The sequence below is a fragment of the uncultured Chitinophaga sp. genome, from assembly GCF_937898475.1.
Taxonomy (GTDB): domain Bacteria; phylum Bacteroidota; class Bacteroidia; order Chitinophagales; family Chitinophagaceae; genus Chitinophaga.
Genome location: NZ_CALEJS010000013.1, coordinates 194,134 through 213,660, shown reverse-complemented (window position 1 = coordinate 213,660; position 19,527 = coordinate 194,134). Strand labels below are relative to the sequence as shown.

Here is a 19,527-nt window from a genome sequence, read left to right as displayed (position 1 = left end):
GTTTCATAAGTTTGAGGGTTAAACGTCAGCCATATCTAACTACTTGATTTTATGCGGATTCTGCGGTGTTTGACAGTGATCATGCTGGCTTTGGGGCTCGTGCTGCCTGCTAATGCACAGCAGCATTATTATTTCCGGCACTACCAGGTGGAGGACGGCCTCTCCAATAATACCGTCATCAGCATCCTGCAGGACCGGGACGGATTTATGTGGTTTGGCACCAAAGAGGGCCTGAACCGCTTTGACGGCTACCAGATCAAAGTATTTAACCTGGATGATGATTATGAACGCTCGCTCACCAAAGACCTGATCTATTCCCTTTATACAGACGATAACGGCACCATGTGGGTAGGCGCCCAGAAAGGGCTGTACCGCTATGAACGCACGCAGGAGCGCTTTACAAGGGTTATTGACACCCTGCGCAATGTTTACAGCCTGCAGTCTGACAATCAAGGGCTGCTGTGGTTCATTGCCGACCACTCCCTATGTTATTATAACCTGCAGAACGGCGAACTGAAGCGCTTTCCCAAACAACGTTATTTTATGGCCAATACCATCTGCATAGCAGGGGATGGTAATTTGTGGGTGGGTACTGCCGCTGGCGACCTGCAATGTTTTGACAGGGCTACTCAAACCTTCAAAGGTTACAACCTGTTCTCCCATTCACCGGCAGTAGGCAGCTGCTTCATGGAAGCGCTATTGCCCGTAGGCCCTCAATCCATCATTGTAGGCACCTCCTGCCAGGGCGCCAAAATGTTTGATATCGACACAAAGACCTATAAAGATATACTTACCTATAATCCCGACAAAACCACCGCTTACATCCGCAGTATATTGAAGTACTCCGATAACGAAATATGGTTTGGTACCGAATCAGGTATCTTTATAATGGACCTGCGCGACGGAAAGGTGGTGAACCTGCGCAAGAAATTCCTGGACCCCTATTCATTGTCTGATAATGCCGTGTATGCACTCTGTAAGGACCATGAGGGTAATGTATGGGCAGGTACATTCTTTGGCGGTGTGAATTATTACGCCCGGCAACACCAGTTCTTCAGGAAATATTACCCGGACTATTCAAAGAATTCCATCAGTGGCAATGCCGCACGTGAGATCTGCCAGGATAAGGATGGTAATATATGGATAGGCACGGAAGATGCAGGGCTGAACAAACTGAACCCCGCCACGGGAGACATTACGCATTTTGAACCTGCAGGTACAGCCGGCTGTATCACCTATTCCAATATTCATGGCCTGGCAGCAGATGGTAATGATCTATGGATAGGGACCCATGAGCATGGACTGGATGTGCTGAACATCAAAACCGGTAAGCTGCGTAAACACTATGCCGCCGGGAAGGGTTCGCATGATCTGAAAAGTGATTTTATCGCCAGCCTGCTGCGCTCATCATCCGGCCGGATATTCATCGGAACCGGTAATTCGCTGTTTGAATATGAGCCGCAGACAGACGGTTTTATACGGGCGCCTGAAATACCTCCCGGTATTATCATTTCCTGTTTGTACGAGGACCGCGATAAAACAATATGGGCAGGTACTCACGGACAGGGCGTTTATTACTTCAACCGCGAAAAAAAGATTAAAGGACAGCTGGTGAACGACCTGAGCAACCGGAACAGTTTACCCACTGATTACGTCAATAATATTTTTGAAGATCATGCCCGTAACCTGTGGTTCTGCACAGAAGGCGGCGGCCTTTCACAGCTGGGCCCCGGGAGGAAACAATTTATCCGGTATATGACGCAGAACGGGCTGCCCAGCAATTACATTTACAAGGTTGTAGAGGACGACCGCTATCAGTTGTGGGTCAGCACATCAAAAGGACTGGTATGTTTTAATCCTGCTACGCGGCGCATGGTAGTGTATACAAAAAGTAACGGGCTGCCCAGCGATCACTTTAATTATAACTCCGGTTTTAAGGATGCCGACGGTACACTTTACTTTGGCAGCATCAAGGGCATGATCACTTTCAGACCCGACGAATCGCCGGCCTATACGCCAACACCGCCGGTATATATTACCACCCTGTATATCAACAACCGCGAGATATCAGCTGCACGCGACAGCGGATTGTTACAACAATCCATCCTGTATGCAGATAAAATAGAGCTGCCCTACAACCGTTCTTCCATCAGCATGGACTTTGCAGCGTTAAGCTATATATCGCCCGATATGACCAGCTACCGGTATATCATGAGCGGCGTGGACGAAAGCTGGACCACCATCCAGCCAAACCGGAAAGTGTATTATACCAACCTCTCACCGGGTGAATATGTGTTCCGGGTAAAAGCAGTGGTGAACGGGGCGGGCGATGAATCTGAACGGCAGCTCATCATCCGTATATTGCCTCCTTTCTGGGCAAGTCCGCTGGCATACCTGTTCTATGCACTGCTGGTGCTTAGCATCGGCTTTTACATCATCCGCGATTATCATCGCAGAACACAGAAGAAAAAGGAAAAGGAAAGTTTTGAAGCGAAGATCGACTTCTTTACACATGTAGCTCATGAGATACGCACGCCGCTGACACTGATCAACGGGCCGCTGGAAAACCTGCTGGAAAAAACAGACGAGCTGCCGCAGATCAGGGACGATGTAAAGATGATGGAGCGCAACACCAACCGGCTGATGTCGCTGGTGAACCATATCCTGAACTTCCGCCAGATAGAAGTGAAAAGCTTCCGCCTGGACCTGTCCAAAGTAAATGTAAGAGCCCTGCTGCAGCAGGTCTTCCTTGACTTTGCCCCCCAGGCAAAGAAACGCGGACTGGATTATACCATTGATCTGCCTTCCTATGCCATTAACGCTGTTGCCGACGAAGAAGCCCTGCAAAGGATATTGGGCAACCTGCTGAGCAATGCCATTAAATACGCCGGTGCACAGGTAGCCGTTGTACTGCATCCAGCAGGTAAGGACGATGCTTATTTTACCATAGAGATCAGCAACGACGGCCATATTATTGCTGCAGACATGCAGGAAAAGATCTTCAAGCCATTTGTGCGGCTCAAGGAAACCGCGAAACAGAAAGGCACCGGTATCGGTCTCACCGTTGCCCGTTCACTGGCAGAACTGCATGGGGGAAAACTATACCTGAAGAACAGCCGCGAACAGATCAATACCTTTGTGTTACAGATCCCTTTAAAAACCGAATAGATTAAGCATATTGCAGTATGTTACCGACTATCTTACTAGTTGACGATGAAGAAGATATCCTCGAATTCCTGGAGCGCATCCTGTCGCCCCGTTACAGGGTGCTGGTAACGGAAAGGGGAGAGGATGCCCTGAAGATCCTGGACAAAGAGCCAGTGCAGCTCATCATCAGCGATGTAATGATGCCTGAGATGGACGGCTTTGAATTGTGCCGCCATATCAAATCCAGCTTTGAACATTCGCACATCCCCGTTATATTGCTTACCGCCAAGAATACCATCCAGTCAAAGATTGAAGGACTGGAGCTGGGAGCAGACGCCTATATTGAAAAACCCTTTTCCAAAGAACACCTGCAGGCGCAGATCAGCAGCCTGCTGGCCAACCGGGACCACCTGCGCGCATTCTTTGCCAGCTCACCACTGGTACATATCAGGAGCATGGCGCATACACGGGAAGACGAACGTTTCCTGGAAGCATTAAATGTCACCATCCTGCAGCATATGGAAGATGCAGACCTCAACGTGGAAAAGTTGGCCAGCTTTATGAACATGAGCCGGATCACCCTGTACAGGAAGATCAAAGCTGTATCAGATCTTACCCCCGTTGAGCTGATCAATGTAGTGCGCCTGAAACGGGCGGCAGAGCTGCTGGCCGATGGCAGGTACAAGATCTATGAAGTGGCGAATATGACCGGATTCAGTACACAGAGCAATTTCACCCGGAATTTCCTGCGCCAGTTTGATATGACGCCCACAGAATACATCCATTCGAGGCAGGGAAAGAAAGATAACCAGTAAAGCCGCAAAAAATTGCAGGCTGGTATAAAACTGTTCCGTTTTGTTCAATTTTAAGCAGGCAAACCGCTTTAGCTTTGCGAAGAAACTATTGCGTGGAATGTCACCACCCGTAAGATGTGACAGACTACTGCTTTGGTGCTGAAATTATGTAACTTTATCAGCGTTAGCCGAAAGACTATGACTTACCGGGAAATAACACCAGGAGAACAATTAAAGCCGTACGTAAAATGTTACTTCATTTTTGAATCGGATTCCAGTGTTGAGCTGAACGATACCGTATTTCCGGCTGGCAACATGGAAATGATCTTCAACCTCGGCGAAGGTGTATGGCGTACCGAAGTGAACGGCATATTCCAGGATACCCCTTCTGTGGAGCTCTGGGGCCAGATCACACAACCCACACCGGTGAAGTCAGTAGGCAGACAGGTGATGCTGGGCGTTAAGTTCCTGCCGCATGCCCCTGCCTTTTTCCTGGACGAAGAAGTCTCCCTGTTCAATGATAAAGTAGTGGACCTCCGTGACCTGATGGGCGCCGTTGTAAAAGAGCTGCATGCCAGGCTGCTGGAAGCGCCCTCCCTGCGCAGCCGGATCGAACTGCTGGAAGGGTTCCTGGTGCATTGTATGTCCATGAAAAGAAAGAAAGCAGAGAAGCTGCGCATGATCGGCGAGATCATGAAAGACATGCGCAGTAATTCATTTGCAGATACCATTGAGAATACAGCGAACCGGTATAATGTAACTCCCCGCTACCTGCAAAAGCTTTTTGTGCAGTACACCGGCATGACACCTAAACTTTTCAGTAAGATTAACCGCTTCCAGCTAAGCCTGCAGCTGATCAGCAGGAATGAGTCTTCATTTACAGCTATAGCATATGATTGCGGGTATGCAGACCAGTCGCATTTTATCAGGGATTTTAAGTCTTTTACGGGCACTACGCCTTCTTCTTATTCCAATACCTCCCTGATCCCGGCAACGCCCTGATATGTAAATGTTTTGCTATTTTTGGGCCATGAGCGATCTTCTTCAGCTCCGGCATGCCCTCTCCCGGTTCAGTCCTCTTGAGGATGCAGAGTGGGAGGCTTTTGCAGCCACGCTTATCGTTAAAGATGTTAAGAAAGGTGATTTCCTGATCCGGCAAGGCCAGGTGGAGAACTTTATCTACTTCCTCAATACCGGGGCCACACGTAACTACTTTGTAAAAGGTGATAAGGAGTTTACGGTAGACTTCCAGTTCCAGGGCGATTTTGTAACGGCGTACTACTCCCTTATTACCCGGGAGCCAAGCGCCATTGCCATTGAATTGCTGGAAGATGCGGAAGTAGTGGCGATCCCGCTGCAGATGCTGCAGGAGTTCTACGTTCAATACCATAATGGCGAGCGGATAGGCCGCCTGATAGCAGAGTACCAGTACGTAAAAAGGCTGCGCCGGGAGATGGACCTGCTGTCGCGCACCGCGGAAGAACGGTACAATGAGTTGATGCAGCGCCACCCCGCGCTGATCCAACAGATATCTGTAAAGCATTTATCCTCTTACTTAGGCATCCATCCCGAAAGCCTGAGCCGTATACGGAAACAGCAGTCAAAAAACTAACATACATCATTTCAGGGCTGCCCGGTATTGCTGAATTTTGCTGGAAATAACTAACAATGGAAACTTTAGCAGTCTTAATTCCGGGTTTTGTAATAAGTGCGCTGATCTGCCGGTGGACCACCGGTGAATGGCGCCTGACATTCAGCGCCAACCTGGCCATGTGCCTGATGTTATTCCTTACAGCCACCGGGCATGTGCTTTTTACAAAGGGCATGGCCATGATGGTCCCTCCCTTTATTCCCTTCAAAACAGCGATCGTGTATATTACCGGTGTGATGGAAGTGCTGATGGGACTAGCGCTACTAGTGCCTGCGCTGAGGCGGCATACAGGCTATGCAGTGATCGTGTTCTTTATCCTGCTGCTTCCGGCCAATATTTATGGGGCTGTGGTACAACTTAATATGCAGCAAGGAAGCTATGATGGCCCCGGGCCGGAGTACTTGTGGTTCAGGGTGCCTTTGCAGGTGTTGTTTATTGGGTGGGTGTGGTATTGGTCTGTGAGGAAGATCAGTGCACCCGCCCCGTTACACACCCCTGATATGCCCCTGGCGTAATACCCTCCAGTTTCCTGAAAACGCGTATAAAATAATTCACGTCACTGAACCCGCACTGTGCGCTCACAGATTGTATATCATTTCGGGCATCGGCCAGCAGCTCCTTGGCCAGCCGGATTCGGGACGCATTGATGTACTCCAGCGGACTGATCCCGAATTGCTCCTTAAACCATTTGAAGAATACGTTGCGGCTCAGGTAAGCCTTGCGGCAAAGCACATCTACGGCGATCCTTTCTGACAGGTGTTCCTGGATATAGTTTAATACATAATGCAGGCGCGTCTGGTTGGAATGGTCGCCTTTTTCCATTTCTACCTGCTGCAGATGCTGACATTGGATCAGGCGGATGAGCAGCTCTTTCAGCGAGAGATCCGCAAAAATGCCCTTTGACTTATCAGGGCTGCTGCAAACACGGATGATCTTGTTGATCAGGCCGGAGATCTCATCATCATTGGAGAAGTGGTATTGATTGTATTGCAGTTTCCATTCATTCTGTTCATCCTTACTGTTGTAGTAATTATTCAGGTACTGCAGGGTTTCGTTCACATAAGCCGCATCCACTGTCAGGGCAATGCATTGGGTGGGATTTTCGGGTGTGGCTTCGGGAAAATCAATACGCATGGTCTCATTAGCGGGCAGGATCACGGTTTCACCGGGCAGATAGTCAAAACCCGGCTCGTCAGACAGGTGCATGACCTTCTTACCACGGATCATGCTGGTGATCACAAAATCAGGGAAGCTGAGGGGCACCTGGTAGGCTTGCTGATAACTTTCAAAGATATTCAGCTCGCAATTGCGCAGGTTGAATATACGCCTGTTCTCTACCAGCGTTTGCAGGTGGTTTGGGTCTGTCAGACCTACTTTGCGAAGATGACTCTTTACAGGCACGGCACAGTTTTTTTTGACCGGTACAAGTTTAACCCCCTATACTGAAGTTACAAAAATCAGGGTACAATCGTGCTATAAAAAAATACAATTGTGGACGTTTAATCCTGTTTTTTGGTGAAAATTAGCTGTATTCCATCACCAAACAAAAATTCTTGCGTTATGAGTAACACAACTGCGGCCCCTGCAGGCAATGTGGCTTCCCGCCCACAGTTCAAGGAAAGATACGACCACTTCATCGGCGGCCGGTGGGTAGCTCCCGAAAGCGGTGAATATTTTGACAACATCTCGCCCATTGACGGAATGCCGTTCACCCAGGCTGCGCGCGGTAATGCAAAAGATATTGACAAGGCCATTGATGCAGCGCATAAGGCGTTTGCCACCTGGAGTAAAACATCCGTTACAGAACGCAGCAACCTGTTACTGAAAATTGCCCAGATAGTGGAAGATAACCTGGAATACCTGGCCGTGATCGAAACCATCGATAACGGAAAACCCATCCGGGAAACCAGGGCGGCAGACCTCCCGCTCGTCATTGATCATTTCAGGTATTTTGCCGGTGTGATACGGAGTGAAGAAGGAGGAGTGAGCGAGCTGGACGATACTACTGTCAGCATTAACCTTCATGAGCCGATCGGTGTAGTAGGTCAGATCATCCCCTGGAACTTCCCGCTGCTGATGGCCACCTGGAAAATGGCGCCTGCCCTCGCAGCTGGCTGCTGTACCATTGTGAAACCGGCAGAACAGACGCCCACCAGCATTATGTGCCTGATGGAGCTGATCCAGGATATTGTACCGCCGGGCGTGATCAACGTTGTAACCGGCTTCGGACCGGAAGCCGGTAAGCCGCTGGCGCAATCGCCCCGGGTCAATAAAGTGGCCTTCACCGGCGAAACCACCACCGGCAGGCTGATTATGCAATACGCATCTGAAAACCTGATCCCCGTTACCATGGAGCTGGGCGGCAAAAGTCCTAATATATTCTTTGAGTCCGTCACTGCGCAGGACGATGAATTCTTCGATAAGGCCGTAGAAGGCGCTGTGCTGTTTGCCCTTAACCAGGGAGAAGTTTGTACCTGTCCAAGCCGCATACTGGTACATGAGAACATCTACCAAACCTTTATGGACCGGGTGATACAGCGTACCAAAGCCATAAAAATGGGGAATCCGCTTGACAGCACCGTGATGATGGGCGCACAGGCATCAGAAGACCAGTACAACAAGATCCTGAGCTATTTTGAGATTGCCAAACAGGAAGGCGCCCAGGTACTTACCGGTGGTGAAGCCTGGCATCAGAACAGCGGCCTGGAACATGGCTACTATATCAAGCCTACGGTGCTCAAGGGGCACAACAAAATGCGGGTGTTCCAGGAAGAGATCTTCGGACCGGTTACCTGCGTTACTACTTTTAAAACAACTGAAGAGGCCATTGCCCTGGCCAATGATACCTTATACGGCTTGGGAGCCGGGGTGTGGACCCGTGACGCCCATGAACTATACCAGGTACCCAGGGCCATTCAGGCAGGCCGGGTTTGGGTAAACTGCTATCATGCTTACCCGGCGCATGCCCCCTTTGGCGGATATAAAAAATCAGGGTTTGGCAGGGAAACGCATAAGATGATGCTGAACCACTATCGTCAGACAAAGAATATGCTGATATCCTATAACAAAAACAAGCTTGGTTTCTTTTAACTCTTTTATAAGGAAACCATGGTAAGCACAAGGTGTTTGTAAAGGGAACAGTGGCTTTATAGCCGGCTGTTCCCCCTTTGTGCTGTTAAAACCACCTTTATGTATACCAAGCGTATTATTGCTACCGATAAAGCCCTTGAACTGATAGAACGCCTTAAACAGCAGCATGGGCCCCTGATGTTTCACCAGAGCGGCGGTTGCTGCGATGGCTCCCAGCCTATGTGCTTCCAGGCAGGAGAGTTTCGTACAGGCAACAGTGATGTGCTGCTGGGCGAAGCAGGCGGTTGCCCCTTTTACATGAACCGTGACCAGTTTGAATACTGGAAGCACACCCAGCTGATCCTGGATGTGACCGCAGGCCGGGGCAGCAGCTTCTCGCTTGAAATACCCCTGGGTCTCCGGTTCCTTACCCGCTCAAGGGTGTTCTCTGACCAGGAGATCGGTCAGCTGGACCCCATACCTCCCCAACAATGATACAATATTAACGCATACACCGTTTTCGATAGGAAGACAGGGGCTGCCTGAGCGAAAAGTATATTGTAAGACAACTGTAACACCAGGCTTAGCACGCCTGAGGTGGAGATGAGGTGGAATTGAACGGACTTGAGCGGAGTTAAAATAGTATCGCCCTTTACTTCCTTGCCGCCTTTACCTCTTCCGGGCTGATAGCGCCCCCCTTATTGCCGAATGAATTGCGGATGTAATTCAGGATATCGCTTACTTCTTCATCCTTTGCCTCCACACCGGCCATCGGCTGGTTATAGCTTTGCCCGTTCACCTTTATTTCGCCGCTTACCCCATACAGTATAGATTGAATAGCCCTTTTCCTGTCTGTCATCAGGTAGTCTGATTTTGCCAGTGGCGGAAAAACACCTTCCAGCCCCTGGCCCTGGTTACCATGGCATGACTGGCAGTAAGTACCGTATAAGATCTTTCCTCTTGCCATACTGGCTTCCAGGTCTGCAGCAGGCTGCTGCCTGAAGGCCAGCGACAAAAGGTACAAGGCTAATAACAAAGGCAAATATCCGGGCATCTGTTTCATGGCTTATATAGGTTAAATGGCTGCTTATGCTTCGTTTAAATTAACGGGCAGGGTTCTGATCCTTTTGCCGCAGGCCGCGTAAATGGCATTTAATACGGCTGGTACTGCAACCGGGTTGGATACTTCTCCCAGGCCCCAGGGTTGTTCGTCGTTAGTTTCTACAAAATGTACGTCGATATCGGGGCATTCATTGATGCGCACTACTTTATTCTGGTGAAAATTGGAAGTGGTTACACGGCCGTTCTTTACCTGTACGCCTCCATACAGCAATGCAGAAAGCCCCCACACCACGCCGCCTTCAATCTGGTTTTTAGCGCCGGAAGGGTTCACCACCATGCCGCAGTCTACCGCGCAGGTAACATGGTTAAAGGTCACTTTCTTATCGGCTACCGTTACCAGGGCCACAATGGCGCAATAACTATTGCCGTAAGGGTAAATGGCAATCCCTCTTCCTTGTCCGGCGGGGAGCGCCTGGCCCCACCCGCTCTTTTCCCTGGCCAGCTGCAATACGCGGATCATTCTTGAGTTACTGATCTTTTCTGCATGGCCCACATTGGCTTCCCGTCCTTCCTTTAACAGCGATATGCGGAAATCGTAGGGGTCTTTTTTGAGCGCGATGGCTACTTCATCCACGAAGCATTCGCTCAATGCCCAGCCATTGATCATTACGGAGCGCCAGGCGGTGGACTGGAGGATGCTTTCGTTGGTGAGGTCTTCCAGGTCGTAACGTATGTTGGGAATGTTGTAGCCATTGCTGGTAAGCTCTGTAGCGGGGTACTGGCGGTCCCACATGTAGGTGCGGCATTCCTTTTCGTACCAGGCATACAACTGGTTATGTTCATCCCAGCCAGCCTGGTAGTCCAGGCGCTGGTAGCAGTGCACGGCATTGGTCTGGTGATCATCCTCTCTTGTCCACATTACCTTCACGGGGATGTTGCCGGCTTCTTTTGAAATGCACACGGCTTCAATTGCCGCATCGGGATAGGCCCTTCTGCCATAGCCGCCACCGGAGGGAAACAGGTGGATCTTCACTTTATCCTTTGGGATGCCAAAAACGCGGGTGATCTCTTCTGCAATGTATTCCGGCCACTGGTTACCGATCCACAGTTCGCAGCTGTCTCCCTTGTGATGGGCGGTACAGTTCAGCGGTTCCATCAGCGAATGCAGCATGTAGGGAAATACATAGCCGGCGCGTAATGTTTGCTTTACATGGTCGATATTGGCAATCGCGTTTTCATCGCCGGTATAGCCGGAGGGGTCCAGGCGTTGTTCGCCACGGTGTTTCACAAAAGCGGCAAAATCTTCTATACTGGCGTTTGAATGTACGCCTTCATCCCATACAACAGCAAGGTTTTCCCTGCCTTTATGCGCAGCCCAGAAATTATCTGCAACAACGGCAATGCCCTCGCGTATATCATAGGGGAGAAGGGGGCCCTGAATACCAGCTACCACCCTGGTGGATACCACCTTTCTCACTCCTTTGACAGCGAGGGTTTTTGCCGCGTCATAAGATCTTATTTTAGCTTTGAATACCGGCGCTCTTGCAACCAGGGCGTACTTCATGCCCGGGAGGTTCACATCTGCACCATAGCGGTGTTGGCCTGTAACGAGCAGGGGTAAGGTTTTAGCTGTCTGGGCCTTGCCGATGATGCTGAAGTTGCTGCGGCTTTTCAGTGTAACGGAGGCTGGCACTTTGAGCCTGGCGGCCTGTTCGGCCAGCTCTCCGAAACCTGTTCGTTGTCCGCTGATCCTGTTGATGATAAAATGGTGCTCCGCATAACAATTATCCGGAGTAGTATTCCACTGTGCCGCGGCGGCCTGTATCAGCATTTCGCGGGCAGTGGCGCCTGCTTTGCGCAGTATAGGCGTCATCGTTATTACGGTAGAGCTGCCCCCTGTGCCATGTCCGCCGTTGGCATCATTGTATTTTACCAGGTCGGCCGGCGGAAAGGAAACCTTTACCCTTTCGAAATCAGCGCAAAGCTCTTCAGCTATAAGCATAGCCATGGCGGTCGATACGCCCTGGCCCATTTCATGGCGGGTGAAATGGAAGATCACATCGCCGTTGGTTTGTACTGAAAGGAAGTCGCCGATGGCTGTGGCGCTGTCTGTTGCGGTGGTCTCATCTGCCGCTGCAAAAGCTTTGGCAATCCCCGAAAGGCCCAGCATCAATCCGCCGCCGGTGAGCGGTACGATCCGTATAAAATGACGCCTGTTCATTGGTTAAGAGGTTTTGGGTTGAGCTTGTAATCAATGGCGGTTCTGATCGCCCTCCTTATTCTAACGTAAGTACCGCAACGGCAGATGTTCCCTGCCATCGCGGTATGGATTTCCTGGTCGGAAGGAGAGGGATTACTATTGAGCAGCGCGGCGGCGCTCATGATCTGCCCGGCCTGACAGTAGCCGCATTGGGGCACGTCTTCCCTGATCCAGGCCTGCTGTACCGGGTGCGAGCCATCGGGCGCAAGACCTTCTATGGTGGTGATCTGTTTTTCTGCCGCAGCGCCGCAGCTGAGCGTACAGGAACGTACCGCCCTGCCATCGAGATGGATGGTGCATGCGCCGCATTGCGCAATACCGCATCCGTATTTGGTACCGGTTAAACCTGCATAATCTCTCAGTAACCATAACACCGGCATTTCAGCATCCACATCATATTGTTGTGCGGCGCCATTGATATGAAAACGTAAGGTGGGCATGTGATGAGGTATTTTGTAGTTTCAAAGTAAACACATTATCGCAGCGGCGAAGCGCTATTTAGCCCAAAGGGAGCATTATTCGCCCATGCGGCAATACGCATTCCGAATGCCGTTCGTGGTGCAAATCCGTTGTTTGTCGAAACAGGTTTTTCTTAGCTTAAATTCATTATTTTAGTTGCAGCATGCAGCGCTATAAACGAAATACGGGCTTCATTCTGCTGTTCTGGGCATTTTACTTTTTATATGAATGGCTGGGCAATGCTGCCGTTGGCAGCGAGTACAAAAGATACGCTATCAATGCTGCGGTGATCGTGCCCATTACTTTCGGCGCTACCTGGTTCACAGTGCATGTGCTGATAGAGCGCTTCTTCCTGAAAGGAAAGAGGACCACATTCTGGATATTATTCGGAGTAAGCGCTGTTGTGTTCACGCTGATGCGCCGTGCATTTAATTACTACTATACCTATCCCTTGTATTATCCCGAAGGACAGCAGACCATGTCTTTCCTGTTTCCGCCCAAGCTGATCATCGAAGCCGTGAATACCTACCTGATCGTAGCATTGTATGCCATGTTTTATTTTCTGCGGGCCTGGTATGAACAGCAGCGTACTACCCAGCAGCTGCAGAAAGACAAGGCAGAGGCGCAGCTGGAACTGTTAAAATCACAGGTGCAGCCGCACTTTATCTTCAATACGCTTAATAATATCTACTCATATGCTCAGCAGAATAACCAGCAAACATCGGAACTGATCTACCGTCTATCCGCATTACTGAGCTATATGCTGTATGACAGCCGGGAAACGGCTATTTCACTGAGCAAGGAGCTGGAGTATATCAACAATTATATAGAACTGGAGAAGATCCGCTATGGAAAAAGACTGGATGTATCACTCAATGTTTTTGACCCGGTAGATCATTTTAAAATAGCGCCCTTGTTGCTGCTGCCACTGATCGAGAACAGTTTCAAACACGGGGTGTCCAACAATATCAGGGACGGCTGGATAAGAATGGATATTGCATTGAAGGATGGATGGCTCTCTGTAAAAATTGAGAACAGCTGCGATGAGCACAGTAATGGAAACGGCAGCAGCAAGAACGGTATAGGGCTGGAGAACGTAAAGAAACGTCTTGATATACTGTACCAGGATAATTATGAGTTCAAGTGTATACGGGAGAATGATTCTTTTCTTACTATTCTGAAGATCAAAAAAGATGAAAACAGTACGGTGCATGATCATTGATGATGAGCCTCCTGCACAGGAACTGCTCCGCTCTTATGTTTCGAGGATCGAACACTTTGAGATAGCAGCCATCTGCAATAATGCGCTGGAAGCATTTGCCCTCCTGCAAAAGAGCATGGTGGATGTGCTCTTTCTCGATATTTCCATGCCGCAGATGTCGGGCCTGGAGCTGATCCGTTCATTGCCGCAGCGTCCTCCGGTTATTTTTACAACAGCCTACCGCGAATATGGTGCAGACGGTTATGAGCTCGATGCGCTGGATTACCTGGTGAAGCCCATCACCTTTGACCGTTTTCTGAAAGCCATTGCGAAGTTTAACCAGTATAAGCTTTATCTCAGTCATCATGAATCCGGCCTGCTGGCCAATGCTTTTGAGCAGGCATACATGTATTTTAAAGTGAACAAGGAGCTGGCCAAGATCTTTCTGCGGGAGATCATCTACATAGAAAGCATCAAGGATTATATCAAGATCATCACGGATTCCAGGTCGGTGGTCACGTATCAGCGTATCAGCTATATGGAAGAGAAACTTCCGGAGAGTAAGTTTTTACGCGTTCATAAGTCTTACATCATCGCGGTAGACAGGGTAAGCGGTTTCAGCAATGATCTTGTTTCTCTCGATAAATTCTCCATCCCGGTAGGCAGAAGCTATAAGCAGAAATTCATGGAATACCTGCGCGGAAACTGAGTGAGCCCCCTTACCCCGGCTTTTGCTGTTTTTTACCGGTCATCCAGTTTTCCCGCCCTGCGCTTTTATTTGTTTAAATGCCTTATTATATTCACGGCATTTAACTGTTACTGTTAGCATGGATACACGCAGAGAATTTCTCAAGAAGTCAATGTTATTATCCGGTGCAGCCGGACTTTCCACGTTCCTCCCCACTTCCATACAACGGGCGCTTGCCATTGACCCTGCGCCGGGAAGTACTTATCTGGATGCAGAACACATCGTGATACTGATGCAGGAGAACCGTTCATTCGATCACTGTTTCGGTACCTTAAAAGGAGTGCGTGGCTTTAATGATCCGAGGGTTGTTTGCCAGCCAGACCACAAACCGGTGTGGCTGCAAACCAATGAGCGGGGCGAAACCTATGCGCCTTTCCGCCTGGATATTAAAGACACCAAAAGCACCTGGATGGGGGCCCTGCCTCACTCGCGCGCCAGCCAGGTAGATGCGCACAATGGTGGTAAATATGACCAGTGGCTGATCTCCAAACGATCCGGCAATAAGGAGTATGCTCCAATGCCGCTTACAATGGGCTACTACACGCGCGAAGATCTTCCGTTCAATTATGCCATGGCAGATGCGTTCACGGTTTGCGACCAGAACTTCTGTTCTGCTATGACCAGCACAACGCCCAACCGTTCGTTTTTCTGGACGGGTAAGATTACGCATGAGGTAGACGGGCGTCCTAAAGCGCATATACGCAATGATGATTACAGCTACGGAAAGCTGCCCTGGAACACTTTTCCAGAGCTGCTGGAAGACCACAACATACCCTGGAAGTTCTACCAGAACGACCTCAGTTGCGGAGGCGGGTTTAAGGGAGAGGAGCGTGCATGGCTGGCCAACTTTGGCTGTAACCTGCTGGAGTTCTTTGCAGCCTACAATGTGAAGTTCTCATCCCGCTATCTCCGGAATTTACAGCAGCAGGCAGATACCCTGCCGGGAGAGATCAATGCGCTGGAAGAAGCTACGCCATCAACAGAGGAAGCTGCTAGAAAGATAAAAGCAGCTATCAGTAAGAAGCAGGAGGTGCTGGATAATGCCCGGGTAGAACTGGCCAGATGGACCACTGCCAATTTTGACAAGCTTACAGAAAGAGAAAAGAACCTGTACCGCAGGGCTTTTGTAATCAATGAAGGCGATTCCAATTTCCGATCGCTGGCAAAGCTGAATTATACAGACGGTACAACACAAAGGGAAATACAGGTACCCGCAGGCGACCTGTTGTACCAGTTCCGCAAAGATGCGCAGGAAGGAAAGCTGCCGATGGTATCCTGGCTGGCGGGTCCGCAGAACTTTTCTGATCATCCCAGCGCGCCCTGGTATGGCGCCTGGTATATATCTGAAATACTGGATATCCTCACGCAGAACCCGGAAGTGTGGAAGAAGACCATTTTCATTGTTACCTATGATGAGAATGACGGTTACTTTGATCACTTTGTACCATTCTCTATCCCCGATAATAACAAACCCGGTACGGGTAAAGTGTCTGCAGGTATTGATACCGAAGTGGAGTTTGTAAGGCTGGAAAATGAGCTGAAGCAGGGCGTCCCGAAGAAACAGGCGCGGGAAGCCCCGATAGGACTAGGTTTCCGGGTGCCTATGCTGATCGCATCGCCCTGGAGCAGGGGCGGTAAAGTATGTTCACAGGTATTTGATCATACTTCCACTTTACAGTTCCTGGAGACTTTCTTAAAACAGAAACTGGGCAAAGACATCCGCCAGGATAATATCAGCCGCTGGCGGAGAACGATCTGCGGTGATCTTACAGCAGCTTTCAGTCCCTTTAACGGCGCCAAACCGGATAACATTGCCTTCCTCAACAGGGACCGTTATGTGGAAGATATTCATAATGCCCGTTTTAAGGCCGTGCCTAAAGGATATAAACAATTGTCTGAACAGGAGATTGCGAAGATCGTTCGTGATCCGCTGACGATTGACCGCCTGGTAGCGCAGGAAAAGGGCGTACGTCCCGCCTGTGGCCTGCCTTATGAGTTATATGCAGATGCGCAGTGGAGTGCCGATAAAAAACATATTGAGATCAAAATGGCCGCCGGCAACAGCAGCGGTAAGGCCGCCGGCGCACCGTTCACGGTATATGCGCCCGGCAAATTCAGGAGTGAGCAAGGCGGGATGGAAATGGCCAGGAGCTGGGCATTTGCCGTAGCTGCTGGTGATGCCATTACCTATCAATGGCCGCTGGATGCTTTTGACAAAGGGCACTACCGGTTACGCCTGCACGGACCCAATGGTTTTTACCGCGAGTTCGCGGGTAGTGACAAAGACCCCGCATTGCTATTCCGCTTTGAAGATCAGCTGGACACCAAGACCAAACGGCCAACAGGTAACACAATACTCAGGATAAAGCATTCCGGGGCTTCCGGTGCATTTAAGGTAACGATTCGTGATAATGCCTATGGTCAGAAAGATGTAGTAAAGAAGATTGGCCAGGGAGCTACGGAGGCCATCCTGCTATCGCTGGATAAGAGTCATGGCTGGTATGATTTCAGTGTGAAAGTGGATGGTTTTGATATCTTTGAAAAGCGATATGCGGGCCACGCGGAAAATGGCAGGGAAAGCTTCAGCGATCCTTTGATGGGGAGGGTGCTCGGTTAGTTACATTAAAAAGCAAACATCATGTCTGACAGTGCTATGTTTAAAGACCAGGTGGCCATTGTTACCGGTGCCGGGCAGGGAATAGGATTTGAGATGTGCCGTCAGCTGGTACAGGGAGGAGCGGTAGTGCTGCTCAATGATATTGACCCGGCGCTGGCAGCGCAGGCAGCAGCGGAGATCGATCCTTCCGGTAAAACCTGTATCCCGTTCGGTGGTAATGCAGCTGAGTTGTCTTTCATCCAGGGAATGGTACAAACGGCGGCAGATCGCTTTGGCAGACTGGATGTGGTGATCGGGAATGCCGGTATTACTTTGTTCGGCAACTTTTTTACTTATCCGGAGCAGGATTTCTATAAAGTGCTGCAGGTGAACCTGGGCGGTAATTTCTTTTTGGCGCAGGCGGCTGCAAAACAGATGAAGGAACAGGCGGAGGGTGGCAGTATCCTGTTCACATCTTCCGTAACGGGGCACCAGGCGCATAAAGACCTGGCAGCTTACAGTATGACCAAGGCTGCACTGGAAATGCTGGCCAAAAACCTGGTAGTGGAGCTGTCGCCTTACCGCATCAATGTGAATACGGTAGCACCGGGCGCCACGCTCACAGAACGGACGCTTGCGGATCCTGATTACGAAAAGACCTGGTCGCGCCTCACCCCTATGGGGCGGCCAGCCACCACATTGGATATTGCCCAGGCGGCAATGTTCCTGGTATCTAAAAAGGCCCGGCACATTACGGGCCAAAGCCTGGTGATAGATGGGGGCTGGTCGTCTATCAGTCCTTCACCTTACGATGGGTAAGCGGGGGCCTGTTCTTTACCAAGACGGATAATATCACTGCCTTCAATTATGTATTTATTAGAACCCGCTGGGTGATGTGTATCATAGCGAGCGCCAGCCAATAGGGAATATCCAGCAATGCGGTAAAGTGTATAATGTAAATTGCAGGCCCTGAAAAGGAGCCCGCAATTCACGGTTGTATGGTTGATTTGCTATTAGCTGTTTATTTGGCGTTGAGCGCAAGCAGGGCCTCTTCGGGAGACTGGCGGAACAGCTGGTAAATATCTTTGGTGATGCCGTTCCTTATAGCGAATGAATCGCTTTCCAGGGCCTGGATAAGGTCGCTGGATACCTCTTCCGGACTTAACTTACTGGCTTCAAGGTTCTTGGTCAGATCTGTGTCTACATAGGGAGGGAACACCTCAAATACCTTTACCTGCGGAGCGCTTTGCTGCAGCACAAGGCGAAGCGACTGAGAGTAGGAGTGCAATGCAGCCTTACTGGCACTGTAAGTGGCGAGGTAAGTGCTGGGTACATAAGACACGATAGACTGTATGTTGATGATAGCGGCTTCCTTGCTCGCTTTCAGTGCAGGCAGCAACAGGCTGGTAAGGCGCACCACGGAAAGATAATTGAGCTCAATCTCGTACCTGGCGCTTTCAATAATGTTATCTGATCCGTCAAGGGGCTGCGGTCTTCCGGTTCCTGCATTGTTTACCAGTATATCAATACCGCCGTAATTTTCTTTCACCTGCTTAACCAGGGCCAGTACATCTTTTTCGTTGGTAACATCGCCTACTACATAGGAGGCATTGGGCAGTTTAGCTACGGCCCCTTTCAGCCTGTCTTCTGTGCGGCCAAAGATGATCACCTGGTTGCCTTTATCTGCGAATGCTTTAGCGATAGAGAATCCTATTCCGGAACCACCGCCGGTAACAAGCACTTTTTTGTTTTGAATGTTCATTGTTAAAGTATTTAATAGTCTTGTATATATAATAGACCGAACGGTCTTTTAAAACTCAAAAAAAATCAGAGACAATGCTCTTCAATTTCTTTGCGGAGGATGTCTATTACGATACGCATCTGCCTGCTGTTGCCCTGTACGCGGCATACCAGTACAGCGCCTTCTATCATGGAGAATGCTTTAACGGCAAACAGGGATGCATCAAAGTCTGGTTTAAACTCTCCGGCTTCAATCCCTTTACGTATTATTTTAACGATGCGCGCCTGGGAATCTGCGATAGCCTTGCTTACTTTCTCCTTAATGAGGGGATTGGTATCATCTGCTTCAGTGCCGAAGTTCAGCATAGGGCAACCGTAGAGATCCTGCCGCAGGGGAGTACTTTTGTAGTAATCCAGAAGGCTGAACAGTTGTTCCTTTGCGGATGTTTTATCTGACAGGGAGGCACGGATGGTGTTGCTGACGTTATTCAGCAGGTAGTCAAAGGCCTCAGCGCATATTTCCTCTTTGCTTGCAAAATTTCCGTACACGCCACCTTTGGCCAGTTTGGTGGCCTCCATTATATCACTGATAGAGGTGCCGGCCATTCCCTTTCGGTTCATGATCAGCGCTGCTTTCTCAATGATCAACTGTCGTGTACGTTCTGCTTTACTCATGATGACACAAAATTAAACCAATCGGTCTATTTTACCAAATTTATTTTCGGGATACGCAGCGGCCAAATTAAAAAGATCACAAACGCTTCGGGAAGAAGCGCCTGTGATCTTTTATCACTTATGAG

17 protein-coding genes are annotated in these 19,527 nt (G+C 49.7%); 11 read left to right on the top strand and 6 right to left on the bottom strand.

All coding sequences use genetic code 11. The annotated features are described in order from the left end of the window. Positions 1-51 precede the first annotated feature (51 nt). From Q0577_RS06495 to Q0577_RS06475, 5 genes are all read left to right on the top strand, one after another. Entirely contained in the window at positions 52-3,168 is a 3,117-nt protein-coding gene (locus Q0577_RS06495; RefSeq protein WP_298733895.1) for a two-component regulator propeller domain-containing protein, read from the top strand. A gap of 17 nt (positions 3,169-3,185) precedes the next feature. After that, positions 3,186-3,962 carry a response regulator gene (locus Q0577_RS06490; RefSeq protein ID WP_298733893.1) on the top strand — a complete coding sequence of 259 codons (777 nt, stop codon included), beginning with the start codon at positions 3,186-3,188 and terminating at the stop codon, positions 3,960-3,962. Between the two features lie 177 nt (positions 3,963-4,139). Further along, a complete protein-coding gene (locus tag Q0577_RS06485) occupies positions 4,140-4,943 on the top strand; it encodes a helix-turn-helix transcriptional regulator (RefSeq protein ID WP_366883971.1) in 804 nt (267 codons plus the stop codon). 28 nt (positions 4,944-4,971) lie between these two features. Continuing rightward, a complete protein-coding gene (locus Q0577_RS06480) occupies positions 4,972-5,553 on the top strand; it encodes a Crp/Fnr family transcriptional regulator (protein WP_298733890.1) in 582 nt (193 codons plus the stop codon). Between the two features lie 56 nt (positions 5,554-5,609). Further along, positions 5,610-6,107 carry a hypothetical protein gene (locus Q0577_RS06475; RefSeq protein WP_298733888.1) on the top strand — a complete coding sequence of 166 codons (498 nt, stop codon included), beginning with the start codon at positions 5,610-5,612 and terminating at the stop codon, positions 6,105-6,107. Here Q0577_RS06475 and Q0577_RS06470 read toward each other — a convergent pair. Then, positions 6,061-6,993 carry an AraC family transcriptional regulator gene (locus Q0577_RS06470; RefSeq protein WP_298733886.1) on the bottom strand — a complete coding sequence of 311 codons (933 nt, stop codon included), beginning with the start codon at positions 6,991-6,993 and terminating at the stop codon, positions 6,061-6,063. The genes Q0577_RS06475 and Q0577_RS06470 overlap by 47 nt on opposite strands. A gap of 159 nt (positions 6,994-7,152) precedes the next feature. Between Q0577_RS06470 and Q0577_RS06465 the strand changes: the two genes are divergently transcribed. Together Q0577_RS06465 and Q0577_RS06460 are read left to right on the top strand one after the other, a co-directional pair. Beyond that, positions 7,153-8,682, top strand: coding sequence for an aldehyde dehydrogenase family protein (locus tag Q0577_RS06465; protein WP_298733884.1), 1,530 nt, complete (start codon positions 7,153-7,155; stop codon positions 8,680-8,682). Positions 8,683-8,781: 99 nt separating this feature from the next. Further along, positions 8,782-9,156: a DUF779 domain-containing protein gene (locus Q0577_RS06460; protein ID WP_298733882.1), complete on the top strand. Its 375-nt coding sequence runs from the start codon at positions 8,782-8,784 to the stop codon at positions 9,154-9,156. 157 nt (positions 9,157-9,313) lie between these two features. Here the strand turns inward: Q0577_RS06460 and Q0577_RS06455 are convergent, their stop codons facing one another. The 3 genes from Q0577_RS06455 to Q0577_RS06445 are packed head-to-tail and all read right to left on the bottom strand — an operon-like array spanning position 9,314 to position 12,423. Beyond that, positions 9,314-9,724, bottom strand: coding sequence for a cytochrome c (locus Q0577_RS06455; protein WP_298733880.1), 411 nt, complete (start codon positions 9,722-9,724; stop codon positions 9,314-9,316). Positions 9,725-9,748: 24 nt separating this feature from the next. Continuing rightward, positions 9,749-11,944 (bottom strand): molybdopterin cofactor-binding domain-containing protein, encoded by a 2,196-nt coding sequence (locus tag Q0577_RS06450; RefSeq protein WP_298733878.1) that lies wholly within the window; start codon positions 11,942-11,944, stop codon positions 9,749-9,751. Continuing rightward, positions 11,941-12,423 carry a (2Fe-2S)-binding protein gene (locus Q0577_RS06445; RefSeq protein ID WP_298733876.1) on the bottom strand — a complete coding sequence of 161 codons (483 nt, stop codon included), beginning with the start codon at positions 12,421-12,423 and terminating at the stop codon, positions 11,941-11,943. Before Q0577_RS06445 ends, Q0577_RS06450 begins: the two co-directional genes overlap by 4 nt. A 182-nt stretch (positions 12,424-12,605) precedes the next feature. Between Q0577_RS06445 and Q0577_RS06440 the strand changes: the two genes are divergently transcribed. From Q0577_RS06440 to Q0577_RS06425, 4 genes are all read left to right on the top strand, one after another. Then, entirely contained in the window at positions 12,606-13,664 is a 1,059-nt protein-coding gene (locus Q0577_RS06440) for a histidine kinase (RefSeq protein ID WP_298733874.1), read from the top strand. Beyond that, a complete protein-coding gene (locus Q0577_RS06435) occupies positions 13,654-14,352 on the top strand; it encodes a LytTR family DNA-binding domain-containing protein (protein ID WP_298733872.1) in 699 nt (232 codons plus the stop codon). The genes Q0577_RS06440 and Q0577_RS06435 overlap by 11 nt, the downstream gene beginning before the upstream one ends. Positions 14,353-14,470: 118 nt before the next feature. Then, positions 14,471-17,008, top strand: coding sequence for a phosphocholine-specific phospholipase C (locus tag Q0577_RS06430; RefSeq protein ID WP_298733870.1), 2,538 nt, complete (start codon positions 14,471-14,473; stop codon positions 17,006-17,008). Positions 17,009-17,029: 21 nt separating this feature from the next. Beyond that, positions 17,030-17,806: an SDR family oxidoreductase gene (locus tag Q0577_RS06425; protein ID WP_298733869.1), complete on the top strand. Its 777-nt coding sequence runs from the start codon at positions 17,030-17,032 to the stop codon at positions 17,804-17,806. A 202-nt stretch (positions 17,807-18,008) separates the two neighbouring features. Here the strand turns inward: Q0577_RS06425 and Q0577_RS06420 are convergent, their stop codons facing one another. Then, positions 18,009-18,749 (bottom strand): SDR family NAD(P)-dependent oxidoreductase, encoded by a 741-nt coding sequence (locus tag Q0577_RS06420; protein WP_298733867.1) that lies wholly within the window; start codon positions 18,747-18,749, stop codon positions 18,009-18,011. Between the two features lie 65 nt (positions 18,750-18,814). Beyond that, positions 18,815-19,402: a TetR/AcrR family transcriptional regulator gene (locus Q0577_RS06415; protein ID WP_298733865.1), complete on the bottom strand. Its 588-nt coding sequence runs from the start codon at positions 19,400-19,402 to the stop codon at positions 18,815-18,817. Positions 19,403-19,527 lie beyond the last annotated feature (125 nt).